17 protein-coding genes are annotated in these 17912 nt (G+C 39.4%); 11 read left to right on the forward strand and 6 right to left on the reverse strand.

The features are described 5' to 3' along the window. Positions 1 to 3: 3 nt before the first annotated feature. From IGI87_RS02020 to IGI87_RS02030, 3 genes are read left to right on the forward strand one after another with little or no spacing between them, the layout of a single operon-like run. On the forward strand, positions 4 to 1011 hold the full coding sequence (locus IGI87_RS02020) for a PfkB family carbohydrate kinase (protein WP_438736125.1): 1008 nt from the start codon (positions 4 to 6) through the stop codon (positions 1009 to 1011). 12 nt (positions 1012 to 1023) lie between these two features. Further along, positions 1024 to 1863 carry a 5-dehydro-4-deoxy-D-glucuronate isomerase gene (gene kduI / locus IGI87_RS02025; protein WP_002355301.1) on the forward strand — a complete coding sequence of 280 codons (840 nt, stop codon included), beginning with the start codon at positions 1024 to 1026 and terminating at the stop codon, positions 1861 to 1863. A gap of 21 nt (positions 1864 to 1884) precedes the next feature. Next, positions 1885 to 2673: a gluconate 5-dehydrogenase gene (locus tag IGI87_RS02030; RefSeq protein ID WP_104853859.1), complete on the forward strand. Its 789-nt coding sequence runs from the start codon at positions 1885 to 1887 to the stop codon at positions 2671 to 2673. 60 nt (positions 2674 to 2733) lie between these two features. Here IGI87_RS02030 and IGI87_RS02035 read toward each other — a convergent pair whose 3' ends face one another. Then, a complete protein-coding gene (locus IGI87_RS02035) occupies positions 2734 to 2934 on the reverse strand; it encodes a hypothetical protein (RefSeq protein ID WP_002355314.1) in 201 nt (66 codons plus the stop codon). 106 nt (positions 2935 to 3040) lie between these two features. Further along, a complete protein-coding gene (locus tag IGI87_RS02040; RefSeq protein ID WP_002355315.1) occupies positions 3041 to 4522 on the reverse strand; it encodes a peptide MFS transporter in 1482 nt (493 codons plus the stop codon). An 817-nt stretch (positions 4523 to 5339) separates the two neighbouring features. On the opposite strand from IGI87_RS02040, the gene IGI87_RS02045 reads away from it, so the two are divergent. After that, positions 5340 to 5939, forward strand: coding sequence for a LysM peptidoglycan-binding domain-containing protein (locus IGI87_RS02045; protein ID WP_002355317.1), 600 nt, complete (start codon positions 5340 to 5342; stop codon positions 5937 to 5939). Between the two features lie 69 nt (positions 5940 to 6008). Here IGI87_RS02045 and IGI87_RS02050 read toward each other — a convergent pair whose 3' ends face one another. Further along, entirely contained in the window at positions 6009 to 6389 is a 381-nt protein-coding gene (locus IGI87_RS02050) for a PaaI family thioesterase (protein ID WP_438737383.1), read from the reverse strand. A 110-nt stretch (positions 6390 to 6499) separates the two neighbouring features. Between IGI87_RS02050 and menB the strand changes: the two genes are divergently transcribed. From menB to menC, 6 genes are read left to right on the forward strand one after another with little or no spacing between them, the layout of a single operon-like run. Further along, positions 6500 to 7369 (forward strand): 1,4-dihydroxy-2-naphthoyl-CoA synthase, encoded by an 870-nt coding sequence (gene menB / locus IGI87_RS02055; protein ID WP_002391106.1) that lies wholly within the window; start codon positions 6500 to 6502, stop codon positions 7367 to 7369. A gap of 4 nt (positions 7370 to 7373) precedes the next feature. Continuing rightward, positions 7374 to 8831, forward strand: coding sequence for an o-succinylbenzoate--CoA ligase (locus IGI87_RS02060; RefSeq protein WP_271851644.1), 1458 nt, complete (start codon positions 7374 to 7376; stop codon positions 8829 to 8831). Beyond that, the gene (locus IGI87_RS02065) at positions 8828 to 10195 is read left to right on the forward strand and encodes an isochorismate synthase (protein ID WP_438736126.1); all 1368 of its coding nucleotides are present in this window, start codon (positions 8828 to 8830) and stop codon (positions 10193 to 10195) included. The genes IGI87_RS02060 and IGI87_RS02065 overlap by 4 nt, the downstream gene beginning before the upstream one ends. Then, complete coding sequence (gene menD / locus IGI87_RS02070) at positions 10195 to 11928, forward strand: 2-succinyl-5-enolpyruvyl-6-hydroxy-3-cyclohexene-1-carboxylic-acid synthase (protein WP_438736127.1); 1734 nt, start codon at positions 10195 to 10197, stop codon at positions 11926 to 11928. Before IGI87_RS02065 ends, menD begins: the two co-directional genes overlap by 1 nt. Beyond that, positions 11916 to 12740, forward strand: coding sequence for a 2-succinyl-6-hydroxy-2,4-cyclohexadiene-1-carboxylate synthase (gene menH / locus IGI87_RS02075; RefSeq protein ID WP_162782608.1), 825 nt, complete (start codon positions 11916 to 11918; stop codon positions 12738 to 12740). The genes menD and menH overlap by 13 nt, the downstream gene beginning before the upstream one ends. Continuing rightward, positions 12741 to 13844, forward strand: coding sequence for an o-succinylbenzoate synthase (gene menC, locus IGI87_RS02080; protein ID WP_438736129.1), 1104 nt, complete (start codon positions 12741 to 12743; stop codon positions 13842 to 13844). 56 nt (positions 13845 to 13900) lie between these two features. Here the strand turns inward: menC and IGI87_RS02085 are convergent, their stop codons facing one another. Both IGI87_RS02085 and IGI87_RS02090 read right to left on the reverse strand, forming a co-directional pair. Then, the gene (locus tag IGI87_RS02085) at positions 13901 to 14599 is read right to left on the reverse strand and encodes a glucosamine-6-phosphate deaminase (protein ID WP_438736131.1); all 699 of its coding nucleotides are present in this window, start codon (positions 14597 to 14599) and stop codon (positions 13901 to 13903) included. Positions 14600 to 14850: 251 nt separating this feature from the next. Next, a complete protein-coding gene (locus IGI87_RS02090) occupies positions 14851 to 16377 on the reverse strand; it encodes an AMP-binding protein (RefSeq protein ID WP_438736132.1) in 1527 nt (508 codons plus the stop codon). A 220-nt stretch (positions 16378 to 16597) separates the two neighbouring features. Here IGI87_RS02090 and IGI87_RS02095 point away from each other — a divergent pair, with 220 nt between their 5' ends. Then, complete coding sequence (locus tag IGI87_RS02095) at positions 16598 to 16999, forward strand: organic hydroperoxide resistance protein (protein ID WP_002355332.1); 402 nt, start codon at positions 16598 to 16600, stop codon at positions 16997 to 16999. 48 nt (positions 17000 to 17047) lie between these two features. Here the strand turns inward: IGI87_RS02095 and IGI87_RS02100 are convergent, their stop codons facing one another. Next, positions 17048 to 17797, reverse strand: a complete 750-nt coding sequence (locus IGI87_RS02100; protein ID WP_258078302.1) for a sulfite exporter TauE/SafE family protein — start codon at positions 17795 to 17797, stop codon at positions 17048 to 17050. Between the last annotated feature and the right edge of the window lie 115 nt (positions 17798 to 17912).

The following is a 17912-nucleotide window of genomic DNA, read 5'->3' on the forward strand; positions in this document are numbered from 1 at the left end:
CGCATGGGAAAAGTCGTAACATTGGGAGAAATCATGTTGCGTTTGTCAACGCCTGTCGGAATACGCGTAGCACAAACAGAAAATTTCGCTGTACATTACGGCGGTGGTGAAGCGAATGTAGCAATTTCGTTAGCGAACTATGGCCACCAAGTGACTTTTGCTAGTAAAGTGCCCGATAATTCATTAGGAGAAGCCGCCAAAAAGCATTTAAGTCGTTATGGGGTTTCAACGGAATTTGTACGAACTGGCGGAACACGCCTAGGAACATATTACTTGGAAACTGGTACAGGAGAACGAGCAGCCAGTGTTGTCTATGATCGCGCCTATTCAAGCTTTGCTCAAATCGAAGAAATGGAATGGGACTTACATGAGCTGTTTTCAGGAGTAGAGATCTTTCATATTTCAGGGATTACAGCGGCGTTATCAAAAACGTGGCAAAGTATGACGGTTGCGCTAGTTAAAGCAGCGAAGCAAGCAGGGTGCCAAGTAAGTTTTGACATTAATTATCGAGGGAAACTTTGGACCCAGAAAGAAGCGAGCGTGGCATTGAAGGCCATTCTTCCATTTGTTGATATTTGTTCAGCTGGGGTATTAGACGCTCGTTATTTACTGGAGATTCCAGAACCAGAGGAAGAACTTGAAGACGCATTAACGTGGTACTACCGAAAAATGCAAGAACGTTATCCCAACATTCAAGTATTTTATTCAACCAAACGTCAAGTTCATTCAGCGACAGATAATGAATTAATCGGCACGCTATGGTACAAAGGTGCGTATTATACGTCCAAATGTCATCGATTACAACCGATTGTTGACCGTGTCGGTGCCGGTGATGCGTTTGCTGGTGGGGTTTTACATGGCATATTAGCTGCCTATGATCCACAAACCTGTATTGATTTTGCAACAGCGGCTAGTGCGTTAAAACATACTGTACATGGTGATTGTAATCAATTTAGTCAAAAAGAAGTCCTTGCTTTTTTGGCAACGGGCTCAGGAAAAATAAATAGATAGGAGATTTTAGTTATGCAAAATATGGAAACACGTTATACACATAGTCCGGCGGATATCCGTCACTATTCAACAGAACAATTGAGAGATGAATTTTTAGTAGAGAAAGTTTTTATTCCAGGTGCAATCAGCTTAACCTACACACATAATGATCGGATGATTTTTGGTGGTGTGACACCGACCACAGAAGAATTAGAAATTATTTTGGACAAAGAATTAGGGGTTGATTATTTTTTAGAACGCCGTGAACTAGGGGTTATTAATATTGGGGGACCAGGCTTTATTGAAATTGATGGCGCCAAAGAAACAATGAAAAAACAAGATGGCTATTATATTGGGAAAGAAACAAAACATGTTCGTTTTTCTTCAGAAAACCCTGATAATCCAGCGAAATTTTACATTAGTTGTGTCCCAGCACATCATAAATATCCCAACGTAAAAATTAGTATTGATGAAATTACCCCAATGGAAACAGGTGATCCATTAACATTGAACCAACGTAAAATTTACCAATACATTCATCCGAACGTTTGTGAAAGTTGCCAGTTACAAATGGGTTACACCATTTTAGAACCAGGTAGCGCTTGGAATACTATGCCTTGTCATACACATGAACGTCGTATGGAAGCGTATGTTTATTTTGATATGGAAGAAGATACGCGGATTTTCCACATGATGGGTAAACCAGACGAAACAAAACATTTAGTAATGAGTAATGAACAAGCAGCTATTTCACCAAGCTGGTCGATTCATTCTGGGGTTGGTACAAGTAATTATTCCTTTATTTGGGCCATGTGCGGAGAAAATATTACGTACACAGACATGGATATGGTTGCAATGGATCAATTAAAATAAACCAAAGAAAGAGGAGAAAACATGGAATTTAAAATGAATGATTTTCAATTAGATGGAAAAGTAGCATTAATTACAGGTGCTGTTTATGGGATTGGTTTTGAGATTGCGAAATCCCTAGCTGAAGCAGGAGCAACAATTGTTTTTAATAACTTATCTCCTGAATCAGTTGAACAAGGTTTGGAAAATTATCGGGCTGCAGGGATTGAAGCACGTGGTTATGTGTGTGATGTCACTGATGAAGAGCAAGTTCAAGCGATGGTTGCTCAGATTAAAGAAGAAGTCGGCTCTATTGATATTTTAGTCAATAATGCGGGAATTATTAAACGAATTCCAATGGTAGATATGTCAGCAGAAGAGTTCCGTCAAGTGATTGATGTTGACTTGAATGCGCCATTTATTATGGCAAAAGCGGTTATTCCAGATATGATTGAAAAGGGCCATGGCAAAATTATTAATATCTGTTCAATGATGAGTGAACTAGGTCGTGAAACAGTTAGTGCGTACGCGGCAGCAAAAGGCGGACTAAAAATGTTAACGAAAAATATTGCTTCTGAATATGGACAATATAATATCCAATGTAATGGGATTGGACCTGGCTACATTGAAACGCCACAGACAGCGCCATTAAGAGAATCAGGGCATCCATTTAACGAATTCATCTTGGGACGAACACCAGCTAATCGTTGGGGCACACCAGCAGATTTAGCTGGCCCGGCAGTTTTCTTAGCATCTAACGCCTCTGACTTTGTTAACGGACATATCTTATATGTCGATGGTGGAATTTTAGCTTATATTGGAAAACAACCATAAAAAATAAGTAAAGGAGCGAGACTAGCAATCTCGCTCCTTTTACTTATGGCTAGCCTTCTACTAAAAACTCACATAAAAGAAAGAAGCAATCGCCACAGCAAATGAAATAATAGCAAACACTAAACTACTCCATAGTCCTAACAGAATAAATGGTGAGGTTCTTTTGCCGCCCTCTTTCTTTAAGTAGGAAAATGTCCGTCCAGTAACAATGAATTGCCAGATACTAATCAATAAAAAAATACCGCCAATTAAGTAACGCATGTCCTCGTCCTCCTTCTATTTAGTATATCACTTTTTGAAAACGTTATCAAAATACTGTATAAAAAAGTTGCCTTTCAAAAAAGAGAAAGGCAACTTTTTTGACGGTTTAACGGACGTCACCCATTAAGTTTTGGATTGGTTTTTTCACAATGAATAAGAGAATCCCGGCAACGACAGCTACAAGTCCGACAATCCCAAAATAGGCTGACTCTGTTCCAGGTGTATAGAAACGAGCAATTTGAGCATTAATGGCTTGTGAAGCGGCATCTGCTAATAACCAAATAGCAACCGTTTGAGCTTCGAAAGCTTTCGGTGCTAATTTTGTAGTAATCGATAAACCAACGGGAGATAAACACATTTCTCCGACAATCATAATGAAGAAACTAAAGAATAACCAAAGTGGACTCACCCGTCCTTCGGTGCCATAAAGTAGACCTGGCAACATTAATAAGACGAAGGAAAGACCAGCAAAGACTAGCCCTAGTGAAAACTTGACAACTGTTGATGGTTGACGTTTACCTAGTTTTGTCCATAATGTAACAAAAATAGGGGTCAAAATAACTACGAATACAGGATTTAATGATTGGAACCAGCTAGCGGCAATCGGGAAGCCAAACAAACTCGTTTGCGTCCGTTCATTTGCAAATAGAGCAAGAATAGACGAACCTTGTTCTTCCAATGACCAGAAAACAATTGCTGCTAAGAATAATGGCAAGTAAGCCAGAACTTTTGGTTTTTCTTCAGCAGTAACATCTTTAGACGTTAACATTTTGCTGAAATAATAAACTGGTAACAGGATTCCTAACACGCTGATGGTATTAATAAAGAAATCAATTGTTAAATGTCCTGTGACATAGGCGCCACCAAAAATAAGTAAAGCAACGACAATTGCCAACATAAATGCTTTAGCAAATTTCTTTTGCTCTTCTTTAGACATTGGATTAGTTGGGGCCTGACCAATCCCAGCCAGAGATTTACGTCCTTGGAAATAATATTGTAGTAGCCCGAAGAACATCCCAACTGCGGCAACGGAAAAGCCTAAATGATAATTATATTCTTGTCCTAAAGTTCCGACAACAAGGGGAGCAATTAAGGCACCGATATTAATCCCCATGTAAAAAATGGAGAAGCCTGCATCTCTACGTAAGTCAGTTTTTGAATAAAGATGGCCAACCATCCCTGAAACGTTTGGTTTTAACATCCCAGTCCCAAACACAATTAGCATAATAGAAACGAATAAGGCGGGCACACCAAATGGGGTAGCGAGAACAATATGTCCAGCAATGATTAGCAAACCACCAATAAAAACAGTTTTCCTTGAACCTAAGACACGGTCAGAGACCCAACCGCCAATGATACTGGACATGAAAACCATTGATCCATAAATGGACATGATGGCTAAGGCGGTTGCTTTGGGGAGACCTAAACCGCCATTGGCTACGGTATCGTAAATGTAATACATTAGAATAGCACGCATGCCGTAGTAACTGAAACGTTCCCACATTTCTGTGAAGAACAGTGTTGCTAGTCCTTTCGGTTGTCCCAGAAAGGATTTGTCTAATTTCTCAAGTTGTTCTTTGTCACTCATAGATAAAACTCCAATTCTTATAATATTCAGAATATTTGATAATAAAATGACTTAAATGTAGATTCATATATTTTATTACTCATAGATTGGAAAATAGAAAGAGAAAAAACTGATTACGTTTTTAAATAACAAGCGTTCGAGTGATTGTTTGTTTTTTATTCGTGAATTACAATAAAAATGAATATTTATTCTGCTTTATTTTCAATACTTTGTTTTCACAGTCGTTTTAGCTATTCCTTTTTTGAATAAGATTAAAATGAATAAATAACAAGCAAAATATAAGATTTTTTTGTTTAACTCTTTTTGTTTCAATAGGAAGTGCTTAGTGTTTTTTCAGAATCGAAAAATGAATACGATAAAAAATTTAACTATATAATAGAAGGAAAAATAAAAATAGTGAATGATAAAAAAATTCAAAGAAAACACCTGTTCTTTTTAGGCGTGAGTTTTTGAAAAAAACATTCTCATGTCTAGTATCTTTAACATTTTGTTACTTTTTGACTGAAACGAATGTAAAAAAACCGACATTTAATGGCTAATCAAGGGTTAGAAAACGGTTTCTCAAAAATAAAATCCTGTTTTTTTAACTTTTTTTCGCAAAATATAAACAGGATAATATCAAGCTTCCAGCAGCTTTTTATTACAAAATGTAACAAAACCGACATTCTAGTAATAAATTGTCACGAGATATTCACCTACGGCCGGCCATTCGATGATAAAGTATGTGAAGTCGTTTCGATAAAGCGAAGCAGACGTGGTTGTTGCCGAGAGCTAAGAGCAACAATCAAATATTTTTAATTACAAAGGAGAAACATACATGAAATCAATCAAAACGATTTTACTTGGAACAACTTTGGCCGCAGGTTTAGGATTATTCTTAGGAACAGACGCAAACGCAGAAAGCTTATATACAGTTAAAGCAGGAGATACTTTATCAACAATTTCTCATCAATTTGCAGGAGACAATAGCTTAATTCAAAAAATTGCTTCTGATAACAAATTGCCAAACCTTGATTTAATTTTTGAAGGAGAACAATTAGTTATTCGTTCAGAAAAAGAAGTTGCTAATACTCCAGCACCAGCTGTAGAAGTTGCACCAGTTCAACAAGTAGTTGAACAACCTGTTGCACAACCAGTACAACAAGAAGTACAACAACCTGTTGCTCAAGAAGTAGCGCAACCAGCAGCACCTGCCGCAAGCAGTGATGCAAAAGAGTGGATCGCACAACGTGAATCTAGTGGTTCTTACGATGCAACAAACGGTCAGTATATCGGTCGTTACCAATTATCTGCCTCTTATTTAAATGGTGACTATTCACCTGCCAACCAAGAACGCGTGGCAGATCAGTACGTAGCAGGTCGCTATGGTTCATGGGATGCAGCTAAATCATTCTGGTTAGCAAATGGTTGGTACTAAAATTAAATAAACGAAGTAATCTAATTACTTATTAAAAACCATAAACAAAAAAACAGTAACCTGTAAAGATTACTGTTTTTTTTGTCGATTTGTTAAGGTACAACGCCCCACGCTCGTCAATTGGCGGTCTGCGTTATAAATTTTTGCTTCCCAAACTTGAAGGGACTGCCCCAAGTGATCAGGCGTCGCAATCACGGTGAGGCTACCATCAGGGACACTACGAAGATGATTTACTTGTAAGTCTATGCCGACAGCAAAAGCATTTTCAGGAACGTTTTCGTTCGCACCTAAACTACAGGCAGTTTCAATTAAGATGCCATTTAAGCCCCCGTGGACAAGGCCATAGGGTTGTTTATGCACGTCTTTTACCGCTAAAGTAAGCTGACATTTCTCAGCAGAAACGTGTTGAATCGTGATGCCTAAATACTCTAAAAGATGAATCGTAATCAGTCCTTTCTAATAAAAGAGAGAATAAAAGGTTTTTTATTTATTATACAGGAATGAAGAAAATTTGAAATAGCCATGTTTTTTCTTAAAATTCAAGCGACTTTTTCTCTAAAGTGCCGATTCTTGTGTATAATAGAAAAGATGAGATTAATGAAGGAGGTTTCCTAATGAGAAACTGGACAACAATTAAAGAATATGATGAAATTTTATTTGAGCAAGCAGGCAAAGTAGCAAAAATTACTATCAACCGCCCGCATGTTCACAACGCATTCACACCAAAAACAGTCATGGAAATGATTGATGCATTCAACATTAGTCGTGATAAAGAAGATGTCGGGGTTATTATTTTAACAGGCGCCGGTGACCAAGCATTCTGTTCTGGTGGCGATCAAAAAGTTCGAGGTAATGGTGGTTACGTTGGCGAAGACAATATTCCACGTTTAAATGTGTTAGATTTACAACGGTTAATTCGTGTCATTCCCAAACCAGTCATCGCAATGGTGAAAGGCTGGTCCATTGGTGGCGGCAATGTTTTACAATTAGTTTGTGATTTAACAATTGCGGCTGAAAATGCTAAGTTTGGGCAAACTGGACCAAATGTCGGTAGCTTTGATGGTGGATACGGCTCAGGTTACTTGGCGCGCGTTATCGGCCATAAAAAAGCGAAAGAAGTTTGGTTTATGTGTAAACAATATTCTGCCCAAGAAGCTTTAGATATGGGCTGGATTAATACTGTTGTTCCATTAGATCAAGTAGAAGATGTGACAATGGAGTGGGCAGAAGAAATGTTAACCAAAAGCCCGATTGCTTTACGGATGATTAAAGCCTCTTTAAATGCCGATACAGATGGCTTGGCTGGTGTGCAACAATTAGCTGGTGATGCGACACTTCTTTACTATACAATGGCTGAAGCACAAGAAGGCCGAGATGCATTTAAAGAAAAACGGACACCAGATTTCGATCAATTCCCTAAATTCCCATAAACCAATGACTTGGTTAAATAAACAAGTACAAAAACGTCCCGATCATCCTGCTTTTTATTTTCAGGATGAATCTTGGACGTTTTTAGAAGTGCAACAAGAAGTCAGCCATTGGGTAGCCACATATCAACAGGTGCTTGCACCAGAAGAAAAACGTGTGGCTTTATTCAGTAAGAACAGCAAAGAGTTGTATTTTTCAATTCTAGCCTTATGGGAATTGGGGAAAGAGTTATTATTTTTAAATACGCATTTGACACTTGCTGAACTGACTTTTCAGTTAAAAGATGCGCAAGTTAAAACGATTATTGGTGCGCCTGAAACGCAGGCTTTGTTAGAGGAGATTTCTTTTGTCGACGTTCAGCCAATGGTTAAAAAACAGCATAGTCTTTCACGTCAGGAGTTTCAACAGCCAAGTGACTTAGAGTCGGTGGCTTCTATTATGTATACATCTGGAACTACAGGACAGCCTAAAGGGGTCTTGCAACGGTTTAAAAATCATTTGGCCAGTGCTAGAGGCACTCAAGAAAATATGGGGATTACTGCTGAAGATTGTTGGTTGTGTGCAGTCCCATTATTTCATATTAGCGGATTGTCGATTGTTGTTCGACAACTCGTCTTAGGTTGTAGTATTCGCCTTTACGATAAATTTGATGAACAGCAAGTGACACAAGATTTACAAGAAGGCCGTGGAACCGTCATTTCAGTGGTTGCGACAATGTTACAACAATTATTGTCTGTCTATCCTGAGGCTGGCTACAGCGTCAGCTTTAAAGGAATGCTATTGGGTGGCGGACCGATTGCATCGGATAAATTAGCGCAGTGTGAGGAAAAAGGGATTCCAGTCATTCAATCTTATGGGATGACGGAAACGTGTTCGCAAGTTGTTGCCTTGAAATTTGAAGATGCGGCACTGAAAATCGGCTCTGCTGGGCAACCGTTAAAAGATATGCAGATCAAAATTGTTGATGAACTAGGACAAGAACAGCCAGAAAAGCAAGTCGGGGAAATTTTACTTAAGGGACCAAACGTTGTTTCAGGTTACCTTAACCAGCGTCAACCTGAAAAATGGACAGCAGATGGTTGGTTTAAAACAGGCGACATGGGCTATTTAGATGCACAAGGTTACCTGTATTTGGTTAGTCGTTTAAGTGAACTCATTATCTCTGGTGGTGAAAACATTTACCCCACTGAGGTTGAACAGGTGTTACAGGCGATAACAGGAATTAAAGCAGCGGCAGTTGTGGGAGAACCAGATGCGCAATGGGGAGCCGTCCCAGTTGCTTATGTGATTAGTGATCAAGAACTCACCTTAGCGCAAATTCAAGACCAGTGTTCACGAAAACTGGCAAAATATAAACGACCGAAACGCATTTATTTTTGTCATTCTTTCCCGCAAACAGCGAGTGGAAAGATTGCCAAACATCGTTTCATGACAGAAGAAAGAGAGGCGTTTTTAATCAGATGAAATTGCCTGATGAATTACGACAAGCCTATCAGAAGAATGCCCGTCAGTTCAGTTGGGTTTTTCCATTAGAAACAGAACAAACAGCCTTAGCAATTTTTGCCGCTGGTGAAAAGGTATACCAAGGAGAACGTTTTTTTTGGCAAACGCCGAAAAAAGATTTTGCTTTGATTGGCTTCGGATATGAAACTATCTTAAAAGGCGCAGAAACAGAAACGCAGCAATTGAACAATTTTTTAAAAAAAGAGGCGGCAACTCGTTTTCAAAATATGTCTATTTCTGGTACGGGGGCTCTTCTGTTTGGCGGTTTGCCTTTTGATACAGAACAAACGCCTGCTGAGGCCTGGGGAGAGTTAGGGGAAGGTTGGTTTTATCTACCAAGTATTCTATTTACTTTTTCAGGTTCACGTATTTATGGAACGCTGAACTTTTCAGGTTCTAGTGAACAAGAAGTCGAGGAACGGTGGTCGACTTTGGTGGCTCAGTTTGATCGCTTGTTAGCTACCTGTGAGGAGTTGCCAGCTGTAGCGGAAACAAAGATTGACAAGGAAGAAGTTGCCGTGACTGAATGGCTACAAGCTGTCAACGAAACAGTAGCAGTCTTAAGAGAAGATGGCCCTTTAAAAAAAGTGGTTTTGGCTCGACAACTTGCTGTGAGCAGTCCTGAAAAAATTCGAAGTAACCAAGTGCTCGTTAATTTAATGGCACAACAACAAAATACGTATTTGTTTGCTTTAGAAGCCAAAGACACAAGTTTCATTGGTGCAACACCAGAACGACTTCTGTTGGGTACTAAAGAAACGTTTGCGACCGCTTGTATTGCAGGAACTATTAAAACGGGTCAAACATCAGAAGAAACGAAAGCTTTAGGAGCACAACTTTTACGAGACCGCAAGAATACAGGAGAACATCAAATCGTGGTGGAACGTTTAGCGAAAGAGTTGGCGAAGATGACGACTTCTGAAAACAGTATTCAAGCACCCATTATTTTGGAAAATCGAGATGTACAACATCTTTATGTGCCGATTTCGGGTCAACGTAAGTCGGGAATTTCGTTCTTGGAAAGTGTGATGCAGCTACACCCAACGCCAGCTTTAGGCGGTGAGCCCAAAGAGTTGGCAGTCGAATGGATTCGGCAATATGAGCCGGGGAGTCGTGGGTTATATGGTGCGCCCATCGGTTGGATTTCAGGGAATGATGATAGTGGCGAGTTCGCTGTGGCCTTGCGTTCAGGTGTCTTTGCTGGTCAGCAAGGCGTTCTTTATGCAGGTTGTGGTATCGTTGCTGATTCTCAAGCAGAGCTAGAAAGAGAAGAAACGAAAATAAAATTTCAACCGATGTTACGAGGAATTGGAGGGCAGGTTTAATGAATCATCAAGAAACAATGACCGATTATTTAACGGCCTTTATTGAAGGCCTAAAAAATAGTGGAGTTGAACAAGCAGTCATTAGTCCAGGGTCCCGTTCCACACCACTGGCTTTATTACTTCATCGGGAAACCGCAATCCAAACTTTTGTCGATGTCGATGAACGTTCCGCTGCTTTTTTTGCTTTAGGATTAAGTAAAGCGAGTCAAAAACCAGTGGTCTTACTTTGTACCTCTGGAACAGCAGCTGCAAACTATTATCCAGCAATTTGTGAAGCCAATATTAGCCATGTGCCTTTAGTCGTTTTAACAACGGATCGGCCGCATGAGTTACGTCAAGTTGGTGCTCCTCAAGCCATGGACCAATTACAAATGTATCAAAATCATGTGAAATTATTTGTTGAAATGGCTTTGCCAGAAGCAACAGAAGAGATGTTGAATTACGCCTATTGGCAAGGCGCTAAAGGAGCAGCATTCGCGCAACAAACGCCTGCAGCACCTGTTCATTTGAATTTTCCTTTGCGGGAACCATTATTACCTGACTTAGAGAGAAAAATAAAGAGTTCTCAACAAACGGCTTTATTCGCTGGTCAATCAATCCTTTCTACAGAACAAGTGCAACAATTAGCGGATCAATGGCACCAGAAAAACGGGGTCTTGGTTATCGGTGGTAGTCATACAGAGGAGGAAGCGGCGTTATTTATTCAATTAGCCGAAGCTTTGCAATGGCCGTTATTAGCTGATCCGTTAGCAAACATTGTGACACATGGGCAAAATAGTGAAGTTATTATTGCACACAGTGATCTGTTTCTAAATATGGCGACCTTACCACAAGAACCAGAAGTGGTAGTGCGCTTTGGTTCGTTGCCAATTTCTAAAAACATCATGTTATGGTTGAAACGCTTAGCAACGACAGAGACTGCTTTTTATTTTGTGGACGAAAACGGGCAATGGCAAGAGCAATTGAAAAAATCACAAACGGTTATTCAGGCAAAGGAAACCGCGTTTGTAGAACAACTGCTAACGGTTGTCAAACCAACAGAAGCGACTTGGTTAGCACAATGGCTCCTGCTGGAAAAAACGGTCTCTGAAGTTCTTCTAGAAACGCTGAACGCGACAGAATTAAATGAAACAACAGCTAGCTTAGCTGTTCACCAGACAATGAAAGAGAACGGTCAGTTATTTGTATCTAATAGTATGGCTATCCGCTATTTAGATCGATTTATGGATAGTCGCCCTTATCGGATGTTTGGAAATCGCGGCATCAACGGGATTGACGGAATTGTTTCAACTGCTTTAGGAATGAGTGCTGTAGCACCGACACAGCAAAACGTTCTACTGATTGGTGATTTAGCGCTATATCATGATATGAATGGTTTATTTTTGGCAAAACGTTATCAGTTGCCGTTAACAATTGTTTTATTAAATAACAATGGTGGTGGGATTTTCTCTTTTCTATCCCAACGAACTTTACGGGAGGATGATTTTGAGCCTTTATTTGGAACACCGCTTGATTTAGATTTTTCGTTAGTTGCTGAACTTTATGGCGCTTCGTATCAAGAAGTCAAAACAATCGCAGAGCTCAAGCAAATTTTACAAACAGCGGCGGAAGAACCACAATTTCAAGTGATCGAAGTCAAAGGAAATCGCCAAGAGAATGTTCATTTGTACGAAACAATTTTAGCTGAAATTGGTAGAAGAGTAGAAAGACAGGGGATTTCATGGAACGGTTAATTCGGGGGATGCAGTACCATTATCAATGGTTAACACCTTTTGATGCAAAGCGAACGACACTAGTCTGTTTACACGGTTTTACAGGAACGTTAGCCACGTTTGCAGCCGTTTTTCCTAGTCACACACCTTATAACGTTTTAGGCATTGATTTACCTGGGCATGGTGCTACTGCTAGTTTGGTAGCACCAGAGCGTTATACCATGAAACAAGTTTGCCGTGATATTGCTGAACTAACCGAATCGCTAAATTTGCCTTGTTTTTGTTTATTAGGCTATTCAATGGGCGCTCGAACAGCTTTAGGTTTTGCATTACATTATCCACAAAAGGTACAGCATCTTTTATTGGAAAGTGGGTCACCAGGTTTGGCCACCGCCGCAGAACGTCAGACTCGTATCTGTCAAGATCATCGTTTGGCGGAACGTCTCTTAGAGGAACCGCTTGTGGATTTTATTGATTTCTGGCAAGAATTACCGTTATTTCAAACGCAAAAAGCCTTGTCTATGACACAGCGAATGGCCATTCGTCAGGAACGTTTGAGCCAATCGGCCTTTGGATTGGCTAGTAGTTTGTGGTATATGGGGACAGGAGCGCAAGAGAGTTATTGGGAACGTCTAGCAGAATTGCAGCCGATTCCTACCGATTTATTGGTAGGCGGCGAAGATCAAAAGTTTATTGGGATTGCGAAAAAAATGCAGGCACGTCAACCGTTGTTGCGGCTGACAATTTTTCCTGAAGCAGGACATTGTATTCATTTGGAACAACCAACGATTTTCTATGAAAAGGTGACAGTGTTATTGAAAGGAGCCATCTGAATGAACATTCAATCAATTGAAACCTATCAAGTTCGTTTACCTTTAAAAACGCCGTTTGTCACGAGCTATGGTCGCTTGGAAGAAAAAGCGTTTGATCTATTTGTAATAACGGATGAGCAAGGAAATCAAGGATTTGGCGAATTAGTGGCTTTTGAGCAACCTGATTATGTGCAAGAAACGTTGGTAACCGAACGCTTCATCATCCAACAGCATTTAATTCCGTTACTTTTAACAGAAGCGCTTGAACAGCCGCAAGAGGTTTCAACAATTTTTGAAGAAGTTAAAGGGCATTGGATGGGAAAAGCTGCGTTAGAAACTGCCATCTGGGATTTATATGCCAAACGGCAACAGAAGAGTTTAACTGAATTTTTTGGACCAACGCGGAGGAAAATTCCTGTAGGGATTAGTTTAGGGATTCAAGAAGACTTACCTCAATTACTTAAACAAGTTCAGTTAGCTGTAGAAAAAGGGTATCAACGAGTGAAGCTGAAAATTCGTCCCGGTTATGATGTGGAACCCGTTGCTTTGATTCGTCAGCATTTTCCTAACTTGCCTTTAATGGTCGATGCCAATTCAGCGTATACATTGGCTGATTTGTCTCAATTGCAACGTTTAGATCACTATCAATTAGCGATGATTGAACAGCCTTTTGCTGCAGATGATTTTTTAGATCACGCACAATTACAAAGAGAACTGAAAACAAGAATTTGTTTGGATGAAAATATTCGTAGTCTCAAAGACTGCCAAGTGGCGTTAGCATTGGGAAGTTGCCGTAGTATCAATTTGAAGATTCCTCGTGTAGGTGGGATTCACGAGGCGTTGAAGATTGCCACATTTTGCCAAGAAAATGATTTATTGGTTTGGTTAGGTGGCATGTTTGAGTCTGGTGTTGGACGCGCATTGAATTTGCAATTTGCGTCACAGCCTACCTTTTCCTTTCCAGGTGATATTTCAGCCACGGAACGCTATTTTTATGAAGATATCATCACTGAACCTTTTGTTTTAGACCAAGGGACAATGACTGTGCCTCAGGGACTTGGTATTGGTGTGACACTTTCCCAGACGAATTTGCTAAAATACAGTCAGTATCAAAAAATCATGTAATGATAACAAAATTGCGCCTATGACTATGCAGAGAAGCATAATCTAGGCGCAATTTTTTATTTTTCTAATTGACTTGCTGCGGCTTCATCCAAGAGAACCGTTAAATTTGGATGGAGTTGAAGAATAGAGGCAGGATACGTTTCTGTGACAGGTCCTTGGAGTACTTGTTTGACCATCTGAGCTTTTTGTGCCCCATTTACAATTAGGACAAGATGCTTAACTTTCATGATGCTGGCTGGACCCATCGTAACAAAGGACATGCCTGGCTGCATCATTTCAGGAACAAACCACGGCTCTGAACCAGTGACGGTCACTTGATAGGTTTCGTTTTTAAAATGAGTGGTAGTGGGCATGTTTCCACAAAAATGACCATCTGCTCCTAAGCCAATTAACATCAAATCTAAGCCGCCTGCGTCAGCAATCCGTTGTTCTTGTTGTCGAAAGTTTTCAACAGTTAATGGATGGATGTTTTGCTCGGATATTTCCGCAGGTGTCAAATACAGCGTCCGCAAATCTGTCAGAGTAATGCCTTCCTTTTGATGAGGAACTGGGATTTCATCAAAGTTATAATAATGAACATTATCAAAATCAGGTGAATTTTTCACAATCGAGGCTAATTTTTGGTAAACAAGTGCTGGCGTTTTGCCAGCGGTAATTGATAAATTCACTCGTTTGTCTTGGCTCATCGTGCTTAGAAGTATCATTTTTGCCCATTCGCTCATCGTTTCGAAATCTTGTTTAATTAATATTTTCATACTTGCTCACTCCATTCTTTGAATAAGCTAAGTATAATTTGTGGGAACCATCCCATGTCAAGTTTTTCACAAAAAGGATTTAATTAACGGCAGGCAAAAGAAAGAGGGGCAGCCGTCAAAACCGACGGCTGCCCTTTTTTTTAAAACTTAAGATAAACTACAACGAGTTAACTTTTAGCTTTCTGTTCCACTTTCTCAAACGCTGGTCTAAAAGTTCTTTTTACCAACACTATTTGACAAAGAATCTTATTTTATTGTTCTTTTAACCATTTTTCTAGTTGTAAACGTTGCACTTTCATAGTAGCGGTGTGAGGGATTTCATCAAAATCCATAATGATAGGTTCATTTAAATGTGGTAAATCGGCTACTTGTGTCCACCAAGCATCCCAATCCATTTCTTCCCCAGGGACAACCGCTAAAATTGGCTGAGGTTCATTTTCTTTGCCACGGACAATAATCACTTCTTCTAAGAAATCCAATGCATCCAATAAATGATCTTCAATAGCTAAATTACTGTCGATGTTTTCAATTAAATCTACTTGGCGATCTTTCAAAAATAAGTGACCGCGTTCATCTAACATTCCGTAATCGCCGCTGTCCCACCATTCGCCGTAGACATTTTCTGCAAAGCGGGCGTCTTCTTTATAATACGTTAAGGCCCGTCCTTTTGATAAAAATTGGATATGACCGTCCGTCATCGCAGGTAAAACTTGTCCTTTTTCATCGGTAATTCGAGCTTGTGTTAAATCCTCTAAACCAACGCCCATGTCACGAGCATCTGAATCTTTTAGAGATTCTAAAGTATGTGCCCGTAAGATCATTGGCCCGCATTCACTTTGCCCATAAACTTGTAGGAAAATTGGTTCATTGGCAGCAGATGCTTTTAAGAAAGCCACCATTGTAGCGTTGTTAATTGCATCAAAAGTAGAATGATAATAATGGACACTAGCGAAAGCTTCAGGTTTTTCTTTGGCCAAACGAACCCATTGAACGAAGTTATTGGGGTGTGTTTCTACAGCGATTGGTTGATAGGTGCTGAACATTTCAGCGACTTTTTCGCTCGAAGCATTTGCTAAAGGCATCATAGGGAAGCCCATGGCCATTAAAGAAGACACGCCAATGTTAAAACGAGAATGGACTGGTGAAATATGAAAGCCAACTAATTTCTTTTCAGCAATTTTTGTAAAAATGGTTTTTTGCCATTTTGTACGCCAACCCATTGAGTGATTGGAGTGACAGATAAGTTTAGGAATACCCGTTGTTCCAGAGGTGTGGGTCATATAGGCAATTTCGTCTTTAGTTAGTTCGTCTTGAGGAACTTCTGTGGCATCAGCTTTTAAAAGAGAAGCAACCGAAAGTTTTTTATTGGCAGAGCTATTACGAACAGCTTGAACTTTTTCAGCAGTCACATCATCAAATAAAATAAAAGGATCTTCTAAACGATCCACGAATACTTCAATTGTTTCAAAAGGTAAATGGTATGAAACCATTACAGGAACGGCTGCTAGATATGAGGCTGCAACAGCTAATAAATACGTGTCGAATTTAGGACTTTTATAAATAATAATTTTGTCGCCTTTTTTTACACCTAAAGCGGCTAATTGATATGCCCGTTTCAAAATTTCTTGATGGCTTTCACCATAAGTTGTTTCTAAGCCAAGTGCAGGAAAAGCAGGCAAAGATTCATCAAAAATAATTGGAACAGTTGGTGTTTTTTCTGCGGCTTCTTGATAGTTTGTGTATAGGTTTAGTGGTTGATAATCAAGTAAGTGTGTCAAGGGAAAGTCTCCTTTGTAAAATAGTTTGTGTACAAATGTACAAGTTCACTTTATCCTATCATAGAATGGGTTCTTTTTCTATGTCAAAAATACAACGTTAAATGTTATTTTTTATTATTCACAAGCACAACGTTTGCTGTATCTGGCAAAGTTTCCTACAATAATTATGTAAGTAAAAAGTTCTCAGAAGTGTAAAACTTTACAAAGGAGAGGAATTTACATGAAAAAAATCTATGAAACAACTATCATTAATACGGGTGGACGTGCAGGAGAAGTTCACTCACCGGATAAATCATTTTCTTATGCGGTTGCTTCGCCAGGTGTCAAGAAAGAAAATACAACAAATCCAGAACAATTATTCGCAGCAGCTTACAGTGCTTGCTTTAACGGTGCATTAGAGTTAGTGATGGATCAAGAAAAAGTCGAAGGTAAAAGTACAGTAACCGCACGTGTTTCCTTATTCCAAGGAGAAGATGGGTTTAGCGTTGGTGCTGAATTAGAAGTTCATATTGATGGCGTAGATCAAGCCAAAGCAGAAGAACTTGTTAAAAAAGCCCACGAAATTTGCCCATATTCTAAAGCAACAAGAAATAATATAGACGTTAAATTAACAGTGATTTAACTAAAAAAAAAAGAAGCGCTATGTCGTATAGACAAAGCGCTTCTTTTTTTAGATAACAGTCCACAAATTATACATATTTAACAAAATAACTAAAAAAACAACTAAACTATAAATCTGGGCAACCCGTTGTTGGGATAATTTTTTACTGAAAAGACCGCCGACATAACCACCGAGTAAAGCGGCAGGAATAATGGCCCAAAGCATTGTTAAATCAAAAATTGCAAATCCCGTGGTCAAGCCGATATTGCCGAGTTTGGCGAGTTGGGAGAAAAAAATAGTAATGATGGAATAGACGGTTGCTGATTTGATATCCATTCCAAAAAAGAGAATAAGGCAAGCTACATTAATGGGACCACCACCGATGCCTAAAAAGGTGGATAGAATCCCTAAGCCTAATCCGACAATCAGAAAAATGCTCAATCCGTTGAGGTGTAAGTGCCAGTTGGAAAATTGATTGTAGAGAAGAACCAAAACCAAGGTCAGTAACATAATGATATATTGGAGCAGTTGTACTTTTTCTTCATTTGGCGCTAGCGCAATCGCCTGATTAAGAAGTAAATCACCTAACATGCCGCCGACTAAGGAACCAAACGAAATACTCGCGGCTTTTTTCCATTCAATTTGGATACCATTTTGATACTGTTTATAAGTCGAAGAAATGGACATGACAAAAACAGCGACACTTGAATAGAACGCAATACTGTTTAACGAATGGAAACCAAGAAAATCCAAAACAGGCTTAATAATGACGCCTCCACCCATCCCAGAAAGCGCCCCAACTGTATTGGATAGAAAAATAGTGATGAAATAAATCAGTAAAACCCGCACATAATCACTCCTAAACCGTTTTCTTTTAGTATAGCACAAAAATTACTAAAGAAATTAAATTTCATTTAAAAATATTTTTAAAAAG

The sequence above is a fragment of the Enterococcus sp. DIV1444a genome, from assembly GCF_051712125.1.
GTDB classification, from domain to species: Bacteria; Bacillota; Bacilli; order Lactobacillales; family Enterococcaceae; genus Enterococcus; species Enterococcus faecalis.